Source organism: Hephaestia caeni (assembly GCF_003550065.1).
Lineage (GTDB): Bacteria > Pseudomonadota > Alphaproteobacteria > Sphingomonadales > Sphingomonadaceae > Sphingomonas > Sphingomonas caeni_A.
Genome location: NZ_QXDC01000002.1, coordinates 311,708 through 331,884 on the forward strand (window position 1 = coordinate 311,708; position 20,177 = coordinate 331,884).

The 20,177-nt window shown below is 69.1% G+C and carries 18 protein-coding genes and 1 tRNA gene; all 19 read right to left on the reverse strand.

The features are described from left to right. Nucleotides 1–82: 82 nt before the first annotated feature. Nucleotides 83–1,195, reverse strand: a complete 1,113-nt coding sequence (locus DFR49_RS01395; RefSeq protein WP_119034259.1) for a glycosyltransferase — start codon at nucleotides 1,193–1,195, stop codon at nucleotides 83–85. Beyond that, a complete protein-coding gene (locus DFR49_RS01400) occupies nucleotides 1,192–1,935 on the reverse strand; it encodes a DUF2334 domain-containing protein (RefSeq protein WP_119034260.1) in 744 nt (247 codons plus the stop codon). Before DFR49_RS01400 ends, DFR49_RS01395 begins: the two co-directional genes overlap by 4 nt. Further along, complete coding sequence (locus DFR49_RS01405) at nucleotides 1,925–3,100, reverse strand: glycosyltransferase (RefSeq protein WP_119034261.1); 1,176 nt, start codon at nucleotides 3,098–3,100, stop codon at nucleotides 1,925–1,927. Before DFR49_RS01405 ends, DFR49_RS01400 begins: the two co-directional genes overlap by 11 nt. Continuing rightward, complete coding sequence (locus tag DFR49_RS01410; RefSeq protein WP_119034262.1) at nucleotides 3,100–3,621, reverse strand: DUF2141 domain-containing protein; 522 nt, start codon at nucleotides 3,619–3,621, stop codon at nucleotides 3,100–3,102. Before DFR49_RS01410 ends, DFR49_RS01405 begins: the two co-directional genes overlap by 1 nt. Further along, a complete protein-coding gene (locus DFR49_RS01415; RefSeq protein WP_147373609.1) occupies nucleotides 3,618–4,499 on the reverse strand; it encodes a hypothetical protein in 882 nt (293 codons plus the stop codon). Before DFR49_RS01415 ends, DFR49_RS01410 begins: the two co-directional genes overlap by 4 nt. A 151-nt stretch (nucleotides 4,500–4,650) precedes the next feature. Then, nucleotides 4,651–7,044 carry a TonB-dependent receptor gene (locus DFR49_RS01420; RefSeq protein WP_170150890.1) on the reverse strand — a complete coding sequence of 798 codons (2,394 nt, stop codon included), beginning with the start codon at nucleotides 7,042–7,044 and terminating at the stop codon, nucleotides 4,651–4,653. Further along, nucleotides 6,944–7,900: a FecR family protein gene (locus DFR49_RS01425; protein WP_211325788.1), complete on the reverse strand. Its 957-nt coding sequence runs from the start codon at nucleotides 7,898–7,900 to the stop codon at nucleotides 6,944–6,946. Before DFR49_RS01425 ends, DFR49_RS01420 begins: the two co-directional genes overlap by 101 nt. A 45-nt stretch (nucleotides 7,901–7,945) precedes the next feature. Continuing rightward, nucleotides 7,946–8,467, reverse strand: coding sequence for an RNA polymerase sigma factor (locus tag DFR49_RS01430; RefSeq protein ID WP_119034266.1), 522 nt, complete (start codon nucleotides 8,465–8,467; stop codon nucleotides 7,946–7,948). Continuing rightward, entirely contained in the window at nucleotides 8,464–8,751 is a 288-nt protein-coding gene (locus DFR49_RS01435; RefSeq protein ID WP_119034267.1) for a hypothetical protein, read from the reverse strand. The genes DFR49_RS01430 and DFR49_RS01435 overlap by 4 nt, the downstream gene beginning before the upstream one ends. 71 nt (nucleotides 8,752–8,822) lie before the next feature. Beyond that, nucleotides 8,823–10,325 carry an ArnT family glycosyltransferase gene (locus tag DFR49_RS01440; RefSeq protein ID WP_211325789.1) on the reverse strand — a complete coding sequence of 501 codons (1,503 nt, stop codon included), beginning with the start codon at nucleotides 10,323–10,325 and terminating at the stop codon, nucleotides 8,823–8,825. After that, nucleotides 10,322–13,345 (reverse strand): efflux RND transporter permease subunit, encoded by a 3,024-nt coding sequence (locus DFR49_RS01445; RefSeq protein ID WP_119034268.1) that lies wholly within the window; start codon nucleotides 13,343–13,345, stop codon nucleotides 10,322–10,324. Before DFR49_RS01445 ends, DFR49_RS01440 begins: the two co-directional genes overlap by 4 nt. Continuing rightward, complete coding sequence (locus DFR49_RS01450; RefSeq protein ID WP_119034269.1) at nucleotides 13,342–14,373, reverse strand: efflux RND transporter periplasmic adaptor subunit; 1,032 nt, start codon at nucleotides 14,371–14,373, stop codon at nucleotides 13,342–13,344. Before DFR49_RS01450 ends, DFR49_RS01445 begins: the two co-directional genes overlap by 4 nt. Then, nucleotides 14,361–15,701, reverse strand: a complete 1,341-nt coding sequence (locus tag DFR49_RS01455; RefSeq protein WP_119034270.1) for a TolC family protein — start codon at nucleotides 15,699–15,701, stop codon at nucleotides 14,361–14,363. The genes DFR49_RS01450 and DFR49_RS01455 overlap by 13 nt, the downstream gene beginning before the upstream one ends. Beyond that, complete coding sequence (locus tag DFR49_RS01460; RefSeq protein ID WP_119034271.1) at nucleotides 15,698–17,050, reverse strand: sensor histidine kinase; 1,353 nt, start codon at nucleotides 17,048–17,050, stop codon at nucleotides 15,698–15,700. The genes DFR49_RS01455 and DFR49_RS01460 overlap by 4 nt, the downstream gene beginning before the upstream one ends. Further along, on the reverse strand, nucleotides 17,047–17,721 hold the full coding sequence (locus DFR49_RS01465) for a response regulator transcription factor (protein WP_119034272.1): 675 nt from the start codon (nucleotides 17,719–17,721) through the stop codon (nucleotides 17,047–17,049). The genes DFR49_RS01460 and DFR49_RS01465 overlap by 4 nt, the downstream gene beginning before the upstream one ends. 9 nt (nucleotides 17,722–17,730) lie before the next feature. Then, nucleotides 17,731–18,012, reverse strand: a complete 282-nt coding sequence (locus DFR49_RS01470; protein ID WP_119035216.1) for a PepSY domain-containing protein — start codon at nucleotides 18,010–18,012, stop codon at nucleotides 17,731–17,733. Between the two features lie 226 nt (nucleotides 18,013–18,238). Continuing rightward, nucleotides 18,239–18,313: transfer RNA gene (locus DFR49_RS01475), tRNA-Asn, on the reverse strand. Between the two features lie 88 nt (nucleotides 18,314–18,401). After that, a complete protein-coding gene (locus tag DFR49_RS01480) occupies nucleotides 18,402–19,181 on the reverse strand; it encodes an NAD kinase (RefSeq protein WP_119034273.1) in 780 nt (259 codons plus the stop codon). After that, nucleotides 19,178–20,176, reverse strand: a complete 999-nt coding sequence (gene moaA / locus DFR49_RS01485) for a GTP 3',8-cyclase MoaA (RefSeq protein ID WP_119034274.1) — start codon at nucleotides 20,174–20,176, stop codon at nucleotides 19,178–19,180. The genes DFR49_RS01480 and moaA overlap by 4 nt, the downstream gene beginning before the upstream one ends. Between the last annotated feature and the right edge of the window lies 1 nt (nucleotide 20,177).

Here is a 20,177-nt window from a genome sequence, read left to right on the forward strand (position 1 = left end):
CGTCTTTTCCTTCGCCAGGAATCGAGATTCGCCGCATAGCAGGCTCATCTGCGCGGCGCGGGCGTCGTCCGATCGAGGGTCGTCAACCAGTCGGCCCATGCCTTCGAGAAACATGATTGTGAGACGCGCCACGTGGCAGGAGCTGGTCGAATAGATCGAGATAGTCTCCAGCGGCGCATGTCTGGACCGCTTCGGTCGGCATTGGACGTGGTCGGGCGGGATCCAGCCGGCGATCGAGCGCGGCGGCGAGCGCCGACGGGTCGTCGGGGGAAACAATGTCGCCCTGCGAGGGGCACGTCACAATTTCGCGGATGGCGATGCTTGAATCGGTCGTGACGACCGGGGTGCCCAAGGACAGGGCTTCGCGCAGGACGCCGGGCACGCCCTCGTAATCGGAAACCAGCGCCACCGCCGAGGCGCGGCGCATGGCTGGACGGGGATCGAGCCTATGGCCGGGCAGCGATACGCGATCCTCCAGGCCATGCTCCGCGGCCAGCCGTTCCAGAGCCGGCCGCAGAGTGCCTTCGCCGAGGATCACGAGCTTTGCGTCGGCTGCGCGAATCGAGCGCATCGCCAGGATCAGGCGATCCCATCTTTTCTGCCGTTCGAGGCGGCCGATACCAAGGATGAAGCGGTCCTCGGGTAGTTTCAGCGGCATCTCGTCCACCACATGACGAGCGGGCGGGTTGGGAATGACGCTGACGCGATCGGCGGGAAAGCCCATAAGGCGCCGGGCCTCGTCGGCCATGCCGCGGGTCATTGCGACGAGGTGATCGATGAAACACGGGTGGAAGTGCGCCCATGCCCGGTAGCCGCGCGCGACCAACGCAGCGTGATCGGCCCGCGCTACGGTGTTCGACAATTTGGCCACGACCGGGGGGCAGGCTGCGCCCAGTTCGAGCCAGGCCCCCGCCGCGACGCTGGTATAATGGTTGCCGGGGCAGAACAGCACGTCGGGAGCGAGCGCGGCGACGTATCGAGGCAGATCGAACATCGCCAGATAAGCGGCGGCGCCACGCTCGATTACGCGCAGGCCGGGAGGGATTTCACTGGCCAGAGGACCGCGTGATGTTCCCAGGATCAGGGTCACGCGGCGGCCCGCCGCCAGCCAGTCCGCCGCGAGCCTTAACTGCGCGCTCTCAACGCCGCCGCCATCGAGCGATTGGGCGAAGGTGAGAATGTGCCGCGCCGTCATGGCACGAGATCGGCGTAGCGCGACACGGTTCGGTCGCGCGCCATCGCGCTCAGGGTGCGGTCGATGCTCGCAAGCAGCCTCGGCACGCCGGTATCGCCGGGATGGACTGCCACGCGCGCCACGCGCTGACCGCGCAGCAGACCAGGCGCGAGCGCGGCCACCGCCAGCGAGCTGGCGATCCGCGGTCGGCTGCGGCTCGCCCAGGTGATGACGGGGCCGCGTGCGATGGTCCGATCGGTCGCGGGTTGCCAGACGCGCATATGATCCTCGGCGACGGCGAAACCCGCTTCGGCCAAGGCGGCGCGTGCGCCGTCGCCGTAGAGCCAGGCGGGCGCCACGAAGCCCGCGGCCGGCGCGCCGACTACATCCTCGATCAATCGACGGCCGTCCGTCATCAGACGCAACGCCTCGGCGTGGCCGAGGCCGAGGAACTCGCCCTCGCGGGCGGTCATGTGCCGTGCCTTCAGGCGGGCGATCGCGCCGTCGTGCGCGCTGTCGTCGCGGTGGAACCAGCCGTGGACGAACATCTCGACGCCGGCTTCGGCCCAACGCCGCAGCCTGGCCTGATAGGCGCGATTGCTGGAGAGCGGTGCTTCGCCCCAATGGTTGGGCACGACGAGCATCGCGAAACGCATCTGCCCGAGCAGGCGCGCGAGCCGGTCGACCAGCGCATCGACCTGGCTTTCGAAGCGCGGGCCGACATCATGGATCGCGACCAGCAGCCGGCGGTCATGCGGCATCGGCGACGCCTCGGGCCAGTTGCGCGTAGCGCGCGAACAGCGCGGCGAAATGATCGTCCATCGAGCGCACCTCGCGGGCGGCATCGGCGGCGCGGGCGCGGTGCATGGAGGGATCGTCGGCGAGAAATCCGGTCAGCGCCTGCGCCAGCGCCGCGCCGTCGCCGCCGCGATAGAGCGCGCCCTGACCTTTGCGCCAATGGTCGCGGGCGCCGCCGCTGTCGGGCACGATCACCGGCAGGCCGCTGGCCCGCGCCTCGGCCGCCGTCATGCAGAAGGTCTCGGCCTCGCAGCCGTGGACCAGCGCGTCGGCCGAGGCGAGGATGCGCGCCAGCGCCGCGCGGTCGCGGACGGGCTGGACCAGCCGGATGTGCGGGCTGCCGAACGCGGCGCGCGCGATATGATCCCGCTCGCGTCCGTCGCCGATGAGCATCAGGCCGACCGGCTGCGCCAGGCCGGCGCGCGTGACCGCGTCGACGACCATCGGCCATCGCTTTTCCGGCGCGAACCGGCCGACGCCGATCAGCAACACGGCGTCCGGCGGCAGGTTGCAGCACCGCAAAAGCTCGGCGCGCAGCGTCTCGTCGCGGTTGGCGGGCGTGAACAGGCCGGGCTCGACCCCCATCGGCTCGGTGACGACGCGGGTGAGGCCGCCCGCCGTTAGTCGCCGCGACAGATCGTGGCTGGCGCAGACAATCAGGTCAATCGCGGCGTCCATGCGGCGCAGGTGGCGCCAGAACCAGTCGAACCGCCGGTCGATCGTCGCGCGGTCTGCGATCGCGCCGAACCAGCGATAGGCATAGGCGGCGAGCGGATCCGAATGCATGATCAGCGCGCGCGGCGCCGCGCCGCGCCAGCGCGCGACCATCGCCGCGCTGGTCCAGGGCGACGACACCTCGACCATGTCGGGCGCGAGTGCGTCCAGCGCGGCGTGCAGCGCCGGCTCGTCGTCGAAATAATGATAGGTCCGGTCGAGCGGGAAGGGGGCGGCGGCGATTGTGACGATCCGGACGTTGCGGCCGAAATGCCGCACCTCGTCGTGCGTCCCCGGCGCGAGGATGACGATCTCGTGGCCTGCATCCGCGCCCGCGCGCAGCTTGCGCTCGACATAGGTGCGCACTCCGCCGCCGGCGGGCGTGTAGAAGGCGCAGACGTCGACGATACGCATCAGTGTGCCTCCTTCAGCGGGCTGAACGAGAACAGGCCGTGGCGATAGTTCATCACGATGGTGATCGACGTCGGCCCGCTGCCGGCATTGGCGCTTGCCTTGTCGGCGGCGGGCTTGGACCAGCCGAGCTTCGGATTGCCGGCAAAACCGATGCCATCGCTCGAAAGGCCGAACTTGTGGTTGCCGTCGCGATCGTGGAGCAGGCTGACGGCATAGCGCCCGGCATGCGGCACGCGGATGCATAGTTGAACGGCGCCGTTCGGCGGTGTCGGCACCTCGACGCGGCGGAATACCTTGCCGGCGGCGATCAGCTTGTTGTCGTCGGCGAGGAAATCCTCGTTATCGTCCGGATAGATTTCGAGCTTGAGCAGGCCGCGCCGGTCCTTCAACCCCTCGACCGTGACGAGGAACGACGGGCCGGTCTCGGGCGTGCGGCAGCGCGCCGCCGCCTTGCCGAGATCGGGGTTCGAGGGCAGCGACGCCTGTCCTGCGAGGAGGCCCAGGAGCAACGGCGCGATCACGCCGTCGCCTCCCGGCGGATCAGCCCCGCCGCGCCGAGTGTCGAGCCGACCAGCAAATGGGCGAGCAGGATCAGCCCGCCGATCATCGCGATCATCGCCGCAACGTCGCCATCGCGCCCGACAATGAAGATCGCGAGGCCGACAAAGGCGAGATCCTTGTTGGGCATCAACGGCAGGCGCGACAGGAGCTGGCGCAGGGTCGCGAGGATCAGCCACCAGACCAGCCCCACTGTCGGCAGGACGAGGTGCCACATCAGCGCGGTGAGCCCGATCGTCGTGACGATGCGCGCGAGGTGGATGAAGGTGATCCACCACAATTCGTGCCGCGGCAGGCTGAACAGACGCTTGCGCAGGAGCAGCATTACGAATGACGTCACGGCGAGCACGCCTAAAGAACTGAGCACCGCCTTGCCACCGAGATCGAGCTGTAGCAGGCCGAAGAAGGGCAGCGCCGCCGCGAGCATCGCCAGCGTTACCGCGTTGCCGGTCAGCGCAGAAAGGATCGCGACGTCCTTGATCGCGCCGAACGGTGCTGTTCGCGTGATCAGCCCGGTGCGGCGGACCCAGGCGTAGAAATAAACCTCACCGAGATAGCCGAGCACGATTTCGTTGGCGACGCGCTTGCGCAGCAGGGCGATCATGCCCGACGGCGGGATCGACCACAGGCGGTGATAGATCACCCATTCCGACGCCGGCGTGACCAGATAGGCGATCACGAACACCAGCCAGAACACCGCGCTGCGCGGCACCAGCGCCAGGATGTCGGCAACCGGCGTGCCGTGGAGCTGATACAGCGCCGCCGCAAGAATTGCTAACGAGATCAGCGTGCTGCCGATCCCCGCCCAGCGCCGGCCGATCGCCGGCGGCATGCCGGTCATCAGATCGGAAGCCGCCGGTGGGTGAAACGAAAGCGACGGGACAAAGGCCGTTTTATCGGCGGTCGGTGCTGGCATAATCGATCCGAACTGGTCACCCGACCCGACGACGACGCCGAAGCCCCGCCGCCGCAGTCGGTTGGCGCGAAAATTTTTACCAGTCGAAGCGCAGGGACGTGACAACCGTGCGGGGCGTAAGCGGGGTATATTGCGGTCCGTCGCGGATAGAGAACGGGTTGCCGAACGCGAAGCTGTCGCCGGCGGTGTCGAACAGGTTGTCGATCCGGAGGGCGAGGCTCCAGCGGCCCGCGGTCGCGCTGGCGCCGGCGGCGAACAGGGCATAGTCGCCCATGTGCCGATCGAGCGTGGGATCGAAGCTCAGCCTCGCGCTGCCGATATAGTTGCCTTGCCCTGAGAGCCTGACCGTCCAGTTGCCGAGCGCGAAGCGATAGCCGACCAGACCGCGCAGCGTGACGTTGGGCACGACCGGCAACCGCCGATCTTCGAGGCGGACGCCGTTCGCCGATACCAACTCCGCGCTCTCGGCATTGAGCCCGGCGCTGAGCGACCAGCCGCGGCCGAGCGTCCAATCCACGCTGGCATCGCCGCCCAGGATCCGCGCCCGGCCGGCATTGCGCGTCGAGATCAGCCCGTTATCGAGCAGGTAATCGGACTGGAGCGCGTGCCAGTCATCGAAATACAGGCTCGACGCGAGCGCCAGCGCGCCATCGGCGAGCGTCAGCCGCGCGCCACCTTCGAGGCTTTCGAGCTCGTCGGAATCGAAATGTCCCTGTGCTTGGCCGGCGCCCGCCGCCAGCCCCCCGGGGCGCAGCGCACGCGCGTAGCGCAGGAAGAAATAGCGATCGTCGGCGGGGCGCCAGGCGAGCGACAGGCTGGGCGCGAAGCCGAGCTTGCGGCGTCGCCGGTCGGTCGCGCCCATGCGCTCGGCGCGCTCGTCCGCCGCATCGGTCAGCGACAGGCGGCCGCCGGCGGTCAGGCTGAACCGGCCGAGCGCCAGCGTCGCTTCGCCGAAGGCGGCAAATTCGGCGACGTCCTGATCGATCGATTCGACCGCGAACGGGCTGGCGCCAGGCACGCTGATCGTTCCGTCGAGACTGCTCGACGCATGGAGATAGGCCAATCCCGCCACCCAGCCGACGCCCCCCGCCGCGATCGGCGACAGCCGCACTTCCTGGTTGAAGATCGAATATTGCCGGTTGTCGGCGAACAGTGCGGGGGTCGACACGCCGAAATCGGCTGCCGCGGCGCTGGCGTCGAGGCGATAATCGACCGACTGCGTCACGTAGCTGGTGGCGGAGACGAGCCGCAGCCCGCCGAGATGCCCGACCACATCGAGATGCGCCTGCGCGAAATCGTTGTCGGCCGGCTCGGCGATCGGGTGAACGCGGGCCAGCGTGTCCGGTGAACCCGTGACATATTGGCTGTCGCGCGCGTCGATCGATTGCACCACGCCGCCGAGATCGACCGTCCAGTCGGTATCGGGCGCCCAGCGCAACGCGACGCGGCCGCCCTTGGTGGTCGATCGGTTGGCGTCGCGCGCGCCGCCTTCGGTATCGAGCCAGCCGGGATAGGAGCGATAATAGCCGATCGCCCGCACCGCGAGCGTATCTTTTGCGAGCGGCAGGTTGATCAGCGCGTCGCCGCCACCGCCCAGCCCGCCATGCGCTCCCGCCGCGCCGACCAATGTCGCCGCGCCCGATGCCGCGTCGAGCGCGGGCGGGTTAGTGACGATGCGGAAAATGCCGCCCAGCGCCCCCGATCCGTAGAGCGGCCCCTGCGGCCCCTTGAGCACCTCGACCCGCGCGACGTCGAGCAGCAGCAGGTCGGGATCAGGCGAATCGTAGCTGATCCGGCTGTCGTCGAGCACCACCGCGACGGTTGACTGAGTCGGGCCGTTGAACGGGCTGTCGGCGACACCGCGGATGAAGGCGCGGTTGCGGCCGGGGCCGAGATTGGTGAGAGCCAGCCCATCGATCCCGCTCGCCACCGTCGCGCTGTCGGGCGAGGCGGTGCCGGTGGCCAGCCGGTCGGGGGCGAAGACCGAGGCCGAGATCGGGATCGTGCCGAGCACCTCCGGCCGCTTGGTTGCGGTGACGACGATATCGACCGGGGCGCGGCTGATACGCGGAATCGTACGACGGCGGCGAGATGACGATGTGTGCGGCTCGATCGGGCTACGCTCGAGCCGGAACAAGCCGGGCCCGACTGCGATCGCGCGGAACCCGGTTCCCACCAACATCCGGTTGAGCGCGTCGGCTGGCGTCAGCAGGCCATGCACCGCCCGGGTGCGGATCGCAGGCAGCGCCGTCGTCGCGCCGACCGACTGTCCGGTGATGCTCGACCATCGTGCGAGGCTGACCGGCAGCGGCCCGGCGGGAATGTCGAACCGCTGCCGCGCCTCGCCGGCATTGGCAAGCGGGCGCGCTTCAACCGCGCTTTGGAGACAGCACGATGCGATCAGGGCCGTGCTGAACAGCAAGGTCCGCGACGGCGGCGAAATCCGAAACCAGATGCGAGCCGTCGCCAATCACGAGCACTCCCGAAAAGCGGCGATCGCCGGCGGTTGTGGCGATGGCGATTCGCTTGCCGGTATAGCGGCTGATGTCGTTCGCCACCCTCGCCAATGAAGCATTGTCGTAGGTCAGCCGCCCGCGCCGCCAGCTCGCCACCGCATCGGGTGCGACGTTCGCCCTGGCGACAGCGCCGTCCTGGCCGCCGCTCACCGCGTCGCCGGCGTCGAGGCGAAACGGATCGCCGGCCGGCGGCGTGACCGTGATCGAGCCTTGCGCCACCGCGATCGACACGTGGTCGCCGGCCAGATCGACCGAAAACCGGGTGCCGATATCGGCGATGTGGTAGCCGTTCGCCTCGATGACGAGTTGCCGGGCCGGATCGTGCCGCACGTCGAAATAGACTGCCCCATGCCCGATCGTCACGCGATGCTGACGATGATCGACGCTGACGGCGGTATCGGCGGAAAGGGCGAGCTGTGAGCCGTCGTCGAGCGCCACGTTGCGCGTCGCACCGGGGTCCGTGGCATAAGCGATCGACTGGTCTTCCTGCGACTGGATGAGCGGCAGCCCGACCGCCAGCGTCAGCGCGGCGGCGATTCCGATACCGAGGAACCAGCGGCGCCCGGTCGAAGGACGTTCGGCCGCCTCATCCGCGGCTTTGCTATCGTCGGGGCGCAGCAAGATGCGCAGGGCATCGCGATGCGAATCGACCGCGCGGTTGATCAGCGCGATGTCGTCGAAGGCGTCGCGATGGCGCGGATCGGCTTCGAGCCACGCGGTGAACGCGGCCCAATCCATATCGTCGCCCGCGATCGCCTGTTGCCAGGCGATGGCGCGTTCGACGATTTCGCTGTCCCTTTCTTCCATCATCATCCCGTTGCCCCGCCCTGAGGACGTTCTCGTGCCACCATCACCTCAGTCCGCCAGCGCGCGACGAAGATGCTTCATCGCCACCGCCATGTGTTTTTCGACCCCGCTCTTGCTGATCCCGAGTCGCGCGGCGACCGCGCCGTGGCTCAAGCCATCGATCTTGTGCAGCTCGAACACGCGCCGCGCGCCGTCGGGCAGCGCCGCGATCGCTCTGGCCAGTCGCTGCGCCTCCTGGTCCGCTTCGAGGGCGAGGTCGGGCGCGTCGACCGGGTCGGCAACCTCTCCCGTTCCGAGCGCTGCGCCGTGGACGCTTTCGGTCCAGGCACGGTCGCGACACTCGCGGCGGCGGCGGGCGCGCACGCGGTCGATGACCAGGTTGTTCGCTGCGCGGAACAGATAGCCGCGCCAATGCTCGACCGTCGCGGCGGGGGCCGCGCTCGCGCGCAGCCAAAGCTCCTGCAGGATGTCCTCGGCTTCGGCCACGTCCCCGGTCCGCGCCGCCACGAACCGAAGTAGTTCGGCGCGGTGATGCTCGAAAAGGCTGGGTAGTTCGGGGTCGGCTTTCACCCGGTTCGTGTAGCGTCCGCACGCGATATTGTCGCCATCCCACGATTGTCGCCCGGCATGATTGCCATGTCGACCGGCGTGGGACGGGGGGATGGCTCGCGCCCGACCCGGCGGCGGTGCGTCCGATCCGTCAATACGATGACGAGGCGCCAGGCGGGTATCGCGACCAGCAGATAGACGCCGACGAGCAGCGCGAGTACCCACATCATATAGCCGTCATCGACCTCATCAGCGGGCGCATGCGGCATCGGCTGGGGGTCGCAACGAAAGGCGGTCGACGACATTGCGGTGTCTCCTTCACCGTGAGACGGCGTCGACCCATCTGCACCTCAGTCGCGACAGGGGGATGACGGTGTCAGAGTTGTTTCCGGCTTCGCTGAAACAGAGCCTGGCCTCGCGATGGCGGGAGGAACAAGGTGAACGGCGTCGCCGGCACCGCCACGGCGGTCCAGCCCTGCCGCCGCGCGACGGCCGCGAGGGTGGCATCGAGTCGGTCGTCGCCGCTCGTCCAGCTTGCTTCACCGCCGGTGACGATCGCGGCGGGCGGACGTCGCGAGAGCTGCGCGGCGGCATTCGCCCGGCTGACCAGTACGAAGCGCCGCTCGTCGTCCGGCGACAGGAGACCGTCGCTGCGAAAGAAGAACGGGCCGGTTGCGAATCGCGGGTCGATCGGTCGCCCCGCCGGCGCGATCATCTGCGGCGACAGGGTCGCGACCGGGCCGGCGACGTGCAGCCGGTCCATCGTCGATCGCAGCGCACGGCCATAGGCGATCGCGGCGAACACCGGCGGTCTTGTCCGCACCGCCTCGACCAGCGCGATCGTCGACGGGACGAGACCGGCGACGACGAACACCGCCGCGGCGATGCGCAGCCCTTTCGCCGGGCGCTGCAAGGCGGGCGTCAGCGACAGCCGGACGAACAGCGGCACAATCATCACCAGCAGATATTGCCGCCAGGTCGGCGCGGGCAGGATCGCGGCGATCAGGCCGGCGACGATCATCACGTCGAGCATGACGGCAAGCCGGTTGCGGCGACGAAAATCGGTGAGAACGATCATGCTCGCCAGCAGCGCGGGGCCGAGCGCGAGGAACTTGAGGATATCCAGAGCGCGGCCGGGGATGCCGAGCTTCCCGGCGGCATGGATCGCATAGAATTGCTCGGGCGCGGCGGTGGGAAAGCGCAGCACATCGAACGCGAACGCCGCCGGCGCGCCTGCCCAGCTTGTCGCAACCAACAGCGCCGGAGGCATGGCGCCGAGGAGCAGCCAGCCCGGTCGATAGCGACGGTCGGCCAGCGCGAGTCCGCCATATGCCAGAGCCGGCAGCGCATAGGACAGCTTCGCGGCGGTGGCCGCCGACAACAGCAAACCGATCGCTGCGGCGTGGCCGGCGCTGCCGCACCCCTCGGTCCGCTTCACCATCAACCATAACGCGGCCGCGAACAGGCATGCCGGCAGCATGTCGTTGCGCGCGACCGCCGCGCCGAACAGGAAGCTGTCGCAGCACCCAAGCAACCCGGCGGCAAGCAGCGCTTCCCGCCGCCCCGCACCCCCTCTGCGGCTCGCGGCATAGACGAAGGCGATGCACCCGGCGCCCAGCAGGGCGTTGAGCAGCCGCAGCTCGACGAACGCCCATGCCCCCACCAACGGCGCGAACAGCAGCGGTTGAAGCGGCGTCTGGAGATAAGCGAAGTCGCGATAGATGACGCCGTGCCGCGCCAGCAGCGTGGCGGCAACATACTGGCTCTCGTCATGGTCGAGCGGGCGGATCAAGGCGAAGCCCATCAAGACCAACGCAACGCCGATCAGCACCCAGACCGCCGGACGACGGAGATGGCGCCAAAGCACGGGCCCGTTCACGACTGTGTCCGTCGTTGCAGCCACAGCATCATCGCCGGCAGGAACAGCAGTACCAGCGGCACGGCAGCAGTGAGGCCGAAGATGATCGCGGTGGCGAGCGGTTGCTGCAATCCGGCGCCGCGGCTGATGCCGAGCGCCAGCGGGCTGAGCGTCAGGACCGCGATCAGCGCCGACATCAGGATGGGGCGCAGCCTTTTGGCGCCCGCCTCGCGAAGCTGCGCGAGGTTTAGCGGCAGCGTGCGGTCGATCTCGGCAAGGAAGAAGATGACCAGTTCGGTGACCATGCCGACCACCATCGTCAGCCCCATCAGCGCCGAGATGTCGAGTTCGATGCCGGTGACCCACAGCCCGAGCAGCACCGCGGCGGCCGACAGCAGCACCGTGACGATCGCGCAAAGCGTCCAGGCCAACCGCTCGTAGAGGAACGTCAGCAGCAGTGCCGAGAGCAGCAGCGCGGCGGCGAACACCATCGACAGATCGGCGAAGCTCTGCTGCTGCTGCGCGTAGAGGCCGCCATAATCGACGCGGATCGATGCCGGCAGGCGCAGCGAGGCGACCTTGGCGCGCACCTTCCGCATGCCCGAGCCGAGGTCGCGGCCTTCGAGCCGCGCGGTGACGGCGATGAACGGGGCCAGATCCTCGCGCGTCAGTTGCATCTGTCCGGGCATGATCGACACCTGCGCGACCTGCGAGACGCGCACGCCATGCCCGTCAGGCGCGACCAGCACGAGCTGGCCAAGCTGGTCGGCCCTGCCGCGCAGGTCGGCGGGCGCGCGCAGGCGAACCGTCACCAGTTGCTCGCCGATGCGCACCTCAGTCGCTGGATTGCCGCCGATCATGGTCTGGAGCTGGCTGGCGATGCTGTCGGGATCGAGCCCCTGTTGCGCGGCGCGCGCGGGATCGACCTTGACGGCGATCGCGTCGCCCGCCACGCGCAAGCCGTCGACCACCTCGACCACGCCGTTGATCGTGCCGATCGCAGCGCCGACTCGCTTCGCCGCTTGCTGGAGCCCAGCGGAATCGTCGCCGAACAGCTTGACCTCGATCGGCTGCGGCACCGCCGTCAGGTCACCGATCAGGTCTTCCATCAATTGCGCGGTTTCGATCTCGACGCCGGGCACGCGTGCCTCGATGCGCTGGCGGATATCGGCCATCACCGCCTCGATCGGCCGCCGCCGGCCGTCCTTCAAACGGATGAAATAGTCGCCCTCGTCGGCCTCTGTCAGGCCGCCGCCAAGCTGGAGGCCGGTGCGTCGCGAATAGCTGGCGACCTCGGGCGTCGCCATGATCACCTGCTCGACCTGGCGCAGGATGCGATCGGTGTCGCTCAGCGCGGCCCCCGATTGCGCCTTGTAGTCGAGGATGAACCCGCCTTCGTCCATCTTGGGCATGAAGCCTGAGGGCACATGGCTCCACGCCACATAGCCGAGCGCCGCCAGCACAACGCCGAGCAGCAGCGCAAACCGCCCCGGCCGCGCCATCGAGCGCTCGAAGACGCGATGGTAGCCGTCGGCGAGCTTGCCGACGAATCCACCCGCACGCTCTGCCGCCTCGGCACCCTTGTCGCGCAGCCAGTGCGCCGCGACGATCGGGACGATCAGCCGCGCATAGAGCAGCGACAGCACCAAAGCCGCGACCATCGTCAGCGCCAGCGCCTTGAAGAAGCCGCCGGTCACGCCGCTGATGAAGGCGAGCGGCAGGAACACGATGATCGTCGCCGAGGTCGAGCCGATCAGCGGCGTGCCCATCTCCGCCGCCGCACCGAGCACGCCGCGCACCGTGCCCTCCTGCATGCGCCGCATGATATGTTCGAGCATGACGACGACATCGTCGACGACGAGGCCGACCGCCGCGGCCATGCCGCCCAGCGTCATCATGTTGAAGCTCATCCCGAACGCGAGCAGGACCAGGCACGTGCCGGCGAGCACCATCGGCAGCATCAGCCCGGTGATCACCATCAACCGGCCCGATCGCAGGAACACGAATAGCACCAGCCCGGCGAGCACCGCGCCGAGCAGGATCGCGTCGCGCACCGCATTGGCGGCGCCTGTGACCAGCTCGGACTGGTCGTAGAACGGCGTTACCCTGACCGTGGCGGGCAGGCCGAGCGTCTTGAGCCGGGCGTCGACCTGCTTGACGATCCGCACCGTGTCGCCCTGCAGCGCCTGGCGGACATTGATGAGCACCGCGGCCTGCCCGTTCGAGGTGACGGCGGTGTAATTGGGCTCCGTCGCGGGCTTGATCGTCGCGATCTGGCCGAGCGTGGCGATGCCGGCGCCGCCGGTCGCCGCCTTGATCGGCGTCGCGGCGAGATCGGCCATCGACCTGATCCGGCTCTGCGCGAGCACGAGATAGAGGCGGTGCCGGTCCTCGATGCGGCCAAGCCCTCGAACGACGTTCGCCTTGCCGAGCGTCACCGCGATATCGTCGAGGCTGACGCCGAGCGCCTGCGCGTGCGCCGGATCGATGTCGACCGCGAACTCACGCGGGCTGCCGCCGAGCACGTCGACCCCGGCCACACCGCTCACCGCGGTCAACGCCGGCTGCACCTTGAGCACGGCGAGTTGGCGCAGCGCCTCCTGATCGAGCGACGTCGAGGTCAGCGCGATACCCAGTACCGGAAACATGGTGGGGTCCGATCGCCGCACGTCGAACCGCGTGCCGGCGGGCAGGTCGGGCAGGACCGTCGCCAGCGCACCCTGCGTCGCCAGCGTCGCCGAGACCATGTCCTCACCCCAGGGAAAGTTGAGGTCGATCTCCGCCGAGCCGCGGCTGGTGGTCGAGCGCACGCGCGACACGCCCGGCACCGCACGCAGCGCCAGCTCGACCGGGCGGGTAATCTCGGCAGTCATCTGCCCGGCGTCGCGTTCGCCGGCGTCGATCGACACGACGACGCGCGGATAGCTGATGAACGGAAACAGGCTGACCGGCATCTTGAGCGCCGCGACAAGCCCACCCAGCGTCAGGAGGATCGCGGCGAGCCACAATGCCCGCGAATGATCGGCGAGCGAGCGCGTCATCTGGTGCGCACCTTCATGCCGTCCTCGAGCGCAGTGCCGCCTTGCGTCACCACCTTTTCGCCGGCACGCACGCCCTTGATGATGGCGATGCGGTCGCCGCTGGCTACGTCCGTGTCGACGTCGTGCCGGTGCGCGACGCCGCCCGCGACGACATAGACATAAGGCTGGCCGCCATCGTCGAGCAGCGCGGCATAGGGGACGGTCAGCGCGTTGCCGACCGCGCCGGTGTCGATCGTGCCGCTCAGCGTCTCGCCCGCGGCGAGGCCGGCGTCGCCGGGCAGCCTGGCATAAAGCGATGCGAGCCGTGTTTGCGGATCGACCACCGGATCGACCGACTGCACCGTGACCTCGATCGGCGCCGCGCTGTTTGTCACCATCACGCGGATCGGGGCGCCGGGGCGAATTTGGCGCGCGACGCCCGGATCGACGCCGAAATGTGCGCGCAAGTCGCCCAGCCGCGCGATCGTCGCGACGCTCGTCCCCGCCGGCACCAGATCGCCCGGCTGATGGGCGATCGCCTGCACGACGCCCGCTGCCGGAGCGCGCAACGTCAAGCCGCTGGTCCGCGTACGCATCGATCGCGCCAGCGCATCGGCGCTTTGCGCCGTCGCCCGCGCGGTCTCGACATCGGCGTCGCTGGCGAGCCCGTCGCTGCGCAGGCGCTGGGCGCGCGCCAGCGCCTTGTCGGCCGCGCTGGCGTCCGATGCCGCCTTGGCCAGGTCGACGCGCGTCGCCGGGCTCGGCGACAGCACCACCACCGCCTGACCGGCGCCGACATGGGTGCCGACCGGCGCGACGATCTGCGACACCGTCGCCTCGGCCGGCGCGGCGAGCGCGATCGTTCCCGACGGTCCGGCATCGACCATGCCGTACAGGCTGACCGTCCGGGCCACCGGCCCCTGCTCGACGGCGCCGAGCGCGACCAGGGCCACCGGATCGGGCGCGTTGTCGGACTCGTCGCCGTGGCCCGAACAGGCGGCGAGCAGCAGCAGCGGAGCGAGCAACGTCAATCGGGTCAATGCGGCCATGTCTGCCTCGGCGTTCCGGTGAGGAGTTCCAGCGCGATCGTCTGTTCGCGGATCGCTTCATCGCTCGCCGCGAGCAGCGCCTGCTGGTCGCGCAGCGCCTGCTCGGCGGTCTCGGCGGCGGCGGTCGAAAGGTCGCCGCGATCGGCCGCGCGCCGGCTGGCCGCCGCATAGCGTTCCAGCGACGGCAGGCTCGTCGCGGCCGCATCGCGCTGCTTGCGGGCGATGGCAATGCCCTCCACCGCGGCGGCGATGTCGGCGCGGGTCTGGAACAGCCGCGCGTCATATTCGGCCTTGAGCTGCGCTCGCGTCGCGCGCTCGATGGCGATGCCGCCGCGATTGCGGTTCCACAGCGGCAAGGTGAAGTCGACCGTCGGGCCGAGGATCTTGTTGCCGGTGGTGTCGCGCGTCGCGTCGAGCGTCAGGTTGAGCGTCGGGAACTGGTCGAGGATCGCCCTGTGCACCGCCGCCTCCTGCGCGGCATAGCCGGCGCGAAGTGCGGCGAGATCGGCACGCTTGGCGCGCGCGAGAGTGAATAGCGCCGCGGCGTCGGGCGGCGGTGCGGGCAGCGCGGGCTCGGTAAGCTGCAATTGCGTCGCCGGGGGCAGACCGAGCAATTTGTCGAGTTCGCCGCGGGCGGTGGCGAGGCTCGCTTCGTCGGTCCTTAGCCTGGTCTCGGCGTCATAGGCGGCGGTGCGTGCAGCCTGCGCGCGATCGGCGGCGATGTCGCCACGGCCCAGCGCGGCGAGCATATGGCGGAGCAGGTTCTGTTGTGCGGCCAGCGTCTGCCGCTCGATCGCCACGCTCTTCTCGAAGCCGAGGATGCGCACCGCCTGCATGCGAGCTTGCCCCGCCGTCTGCCATTCCGCCCAGGCGAGATCGAGCCGCGCCTGCTCGGCCTGCGCGCGCGCTTGCCGGCGCTGCACGCCGCGCGTGCGCAGCGCATTGAGGTCGAGCCCCAGCGCCCCGACCAGCTCGGTCAGCGGATCGGGGCCGGACAAGACGGGATGCGCGCCGATGCTGAAGGTCGGATCGGGCATCAGCCGCGCGGCGAATGCCTGCGCGTCGCTTACGCCGGCCTTGGCGCGCAGCGCCTTCAAGTCGGGATTGGTAATCACCGCGATCGTCGCCACGGCATTGGGGTCGAGCGGCGCGGCAAGGTCGATCGTCGCCGGCGTGAGATACGGCCGAGCGATTCCTGCCGTCGCCTGCGTCAGCGTCGCCGAGGTCGGCGCGTCGAGCATCGCCGGCGTGTCGCTGAGCGGATTCGGGGAATAGCTCGCGCACGCGGCCAACGGCAAGGCGAGCAGAATGGGCTGCATCCTCGTCATTCGGCCAGCCTCGGCAAGGTCATTGTCACGCGCAACCCCGGCCGGTTGTCGTCGATCGTCACCGCGCCGCCGTGAACCTGCGCCACCGCGACAACGAGATTGAGGCCGAGCCCGTGACCCGGCGTGCCGCGGCTGCTGTCGAGCCGGGCGAAGCGGCGAGTGATGCGCTCGCGATCCTCGGGCGCGACGCCGGGGCCGTCGTCGGCGACCGTCAGGCGGACGGTCACGGCGTCGCCGGCGGCTGCGACGGTGATGTGGGTGCCCGGCGGCGTGTGATGCTGGGCGTTGTCGAGCAGATTGATCAGCGCCTGCGCGAGCAACTCGCGATCGCCGCTCAGCGCCAGGCCGGGCGCCGTGTCGCAGGCGAGCGTTCGGCCGTTGTCGGCGATCGCCGGCGCGAAACTGTCGCACAGATCGGTGACGAGATCGGTCAGGTCGATGCGCGCGAAGGTGCGCTTGACCGCGCCGCCCTCGATCTCGGAAATGCGCAGGATCGCGGCGAACAGCCCGAGCAGAGCGTCGCTCTGCACGAGCGCGCGCTTGAGACCGGTGCGGTAAGCAGCGATCTCGCGCGGCCCGTCGATCGCCGCTTCGAGCTGCCCCCGCAACCGCGCCAGTGGGGTGCGCAGGTCGTGCGCCACGTCGCTCGACACCTGACGGAGATTGTCGAGCAATTGGGCGATGCGATCGAGCATCGCGTTGAGCGCCAACGCGAGTTGATCGAATTCGTCATGCCCCGCGCTGACCGGCATGCGTCGATCGAGATCCCCAGTGACGATCGCGCGGGCCGGCGCGCTCAGCCTTTCCAGCCGGCGCCGCAGATAGCCGCCGAGCAACAACGCCGCGCCGATGCCGAGCAGCACGACCAGCCCGAACGCCACGCCGAACAGGCTGAGGATCGTGCGGTCGAACCGTTCGACATTCTCGGTATCCTGCGCGACGACGAGGCGATAGCCGCCGGGCAAATCGGTCGTCAGCGCCCGGGCGATGTCCGGTCCTTCGCGGGGGTCGATGAAGGGGATCGTGCCGAATCCGGGGGCCGGCCGCCGCGTTCGCAGCGCGCCGGCGACTCGCCGGCCGCTGCGATCGAACAGGGCATAGCCATAGCCGTTGGTGGCGCTGGGCTGTTCGCGAGTGCCGATCGCTTCGGCGAGATCGGCAAGACCCTCCTCGCGATAGCTGGCGGCAAGGTCGCGCGTCTCGACGGCGAGCCCGACGTCCTGCTGGTGCCGGAAATCGGCGTCGGCGGCGACATAGACGATCGCGCCGAGCAACACGATCGCCAGCGCAAAGGCCGCCGAATAGGTGAACGCGATGCGATAGGCGGCGCTGCCGAAGGGCCGGATCATGCCCGCATCCGATAGCCGATGCCGCGCAGCGTCTCGATCGGATCGGGCGCGCCGTCGTCGCCCTTCAGCTTGCTGCGCAGCCGGCTGAGATGGGTCTCGACGATGTTGGTCTGCGGGTCGAAATGGAACCCCCACACCTGTTCGAGGAACATCGTCCGCGTGACGACCTTGCCGGCGTGGCGCATCAACAGTTCGAGCAGCGCCAGTTCGCGCGGCTGGAGGTGGATTTCCCGGCCCGCGCGCCGAACCTGCCGCTTGAGCATGTCGAGGGCGATGTCGCCGACCTCTAGCCGCGTCGCGACCTCGCTGATCGGCGGGCGTCGCCGCAGCGCCGCCAGCCGCGCGGCGAGCTCGGCAAAGGCGAATGGCTTGACCAGATAATCGTCGGCGCCGGCGTCGAGCCCCGACACGCGATCGGCGATGCCGCCCAAGGCGGTGAGCATCAGCACCGGCGTCGTCACTCCGGCGGCGCGCCAGCGCCTGAGCACTTCGATCCCGTCAATCCCGGGCATCATGCGATCGAGAACGATGACGTCGAACGTCTCGACGATCCCCAGGTGCAGGGCATCCTCGCCGGCCGCGGCGGGCGTCACGATATGGCCGAGCTCGCGGAGCCCGTGCGCGACGAAACCGGCAGTTTCGGCATCGTCCTCGGCGAGCAACACGCGCATCGATTGATATCAGTCCTTATCGCCCGCGGATTCGAACGAATTCTCGATGATCTTGCCGGTGTTGGGATCGACGCCGATTTCGTGGATACGCTTGCCCTGGCGAATATCGAACGAATAGCGCCAGGCGCCGTCTTCCTTCTCATATTCCGCCTTGGCAACCTTGCCCGGCGCGACCCTGAGCGCGATCGCCTGCGCCTGCGCCTTGGTCAGCTTGCCCGGCGATGCGGCGATCGCGAGGCTCGCGCCCAGCGCGGCGACGGGAAGGATGGCAAGAATGGCAATCGGTCGCATGAGATCATCTCCGTACATCGGACCGGTCATCGGCCCATGTACAGCATCTAGCCGCCCTAGATTGGATCAGCCTGGAGCGGTCTATATTAAATCCCAATATTCCTGAACGGGCACTTCCTGCTCGATGATGGCGCCGAGGTGGATCGCTGTTGAATTTTCTAGATCGAGCCTGTCGTGCCTCGGCGGTTCTAGCCTAGCCTAGGGCACAAACGGTGGCGAAAGACGGTGGCTCCCCGGGCCGGATTCGAACCAGCGACCGATCGGTTAACAGCCGATTGCTCTACCACTGAGCTACCGGGGAATGCCGTGCGCGGTTGCCCGGGTGGGGCCTCGCGAGAGGCGCGCCTATAGCAGCGGGATTCGCCGGTAGGCAAGCCCGGGAAATGCGCTCAGGAGAGGAATTGCTCCATCGTGATCCGGTCGTCGAGTGCGTGCTCGGGATCGAACAGCAAGGTGAGGTCGCGCGCGCGATCGATCGCGATATCCACCTGCGCCACCTCGCGGACCTCGCGCTGGTCCGCCACCGCGCTGACGGGGCGCTTTTCGGGGTTGAGCACGCGGATGCCGATCCGGGCCTTGTCGGGCACGATCGCGCCGCGCCAGCGCCGGGGGCGGAACGGGCTGATCGGGGTCAGGGCAAGCATCGACGAGCCGAGCGGCAGGATCGGGCCTTGCGCCGAGAGGTTGTACGCGGTCGAGCCCGCGGGGGTCGCGCACAGCACGCCGTCACACGCGAGTTCGGGCAGGACGATGCGGCCGTTGAGCGTCACTTCGAGCTTGGCGGTCTGGCGTGTTTCGCGCAGCAGCGAGACCTCGTTGATCGCGGGGATGCGATGCTGCTCGCCGTCGACGGTGGTCGCTTCCATACACAGCGGCGTGACGTTGACCGCCTTGGCGTGGGCGAGCCGCGCCTCGAGCCCGTCGGCGCGCCATTCGTTCATCAGGAAACCGACGGTGCCGAGGTTGAGCCCGAAGACGGGGAGCTGCGGCTGGCGCCGATCGAGCATCGCGTGGAGCGTCTGGAGCATGAAGCCGTCGCCACCCAGCGCGACGACAAGGTCCGCTTCCTCGATCGACACCCATTCGTAGCGGTCGCGCAGTGCCGCCGCCGCGTCCTGCGCGGGCGCGGTCTGCGATGCGAGCAGCGCGCGGCGGGACCGTGCCGTCATCCGCCGGTGACGCTCATGTGGCGCGCGACCGCGGGCGCGGCCCCGGCGGCGATGCGGAAATCATGGGCGCGCGGCTTGATCGTCATCGCCGCATCGAGCGCGGCATCGAGCGCGCCGACGCCGCCACCGCGCAGCGCCGCCTTGAGATCGACCGATTCGTCGTGGCCGAGGCAGAGGTAGAGCATGCCCTCGGTCGTCAGGCGGACGCGGTTGCAACCGTCACAGAAATTGGCGGTGAGCGGCGAGATCAGCCCGAGCCGGATGCCCCAGGGAGCGACGCGCCAATAGCGCGCCGGGCCGCCGGTGCCGCGGGCGTCGCGGGTGAGCGCGAAGCGGCGCGACAGATCGTCGAACACCCGGGTCAACGGCAGGAAGCGATCGGTACGATCCTCGTCGATCGCGCCCATCGGCATCGTCTCGATCAGCGTGAGATCGAAGCCTTCACGCCCGCAATAGTCGAGCATCGGCGCGATTTCGTGCTCGTTGAGCCCCTTCAGCGCGACCATGTTGATCTTGATCGCGAGGCCGGCGGCGCGTGCGGCGGCGATCCCCGCCAGCACCCGCTCGACATCGCCGTGACGGGTGATGTGGCGGAAGGTTTGCGGGTCGCGGCTGTCGAGGCTGACGTTGATCCGGCGCATGCCCGCGGCGACCAGCGCATCGGCGTGATCGGCGAGGCGGGTGGCGTTGGTCGTCATCGTAAGTTCGTCGAGCCCACAGCCGAGATGGCGGCCGAGCCGGTGCGCCAGCTCGGTGACGTCGCGGCGTACCAGCGGCTCGCCGCCGGTGAGCCGGACCTTGGTGATGCCGCGCGCGATGAAGCGCTCGGCGATGATCGCGATCTCCTCGAGGCTGAGCAGGCGGTCCCTGGGCAGGAAGGTCATGCGCTCGGCCATGCAATAGCGACACCTGAGATCGCACCTGTCGGTCACCGAGAGGCGCAGATAGCTGATCCTGCGGCCGTGGCGATCGATCAGGGCGGGGGCGCTGGCCATG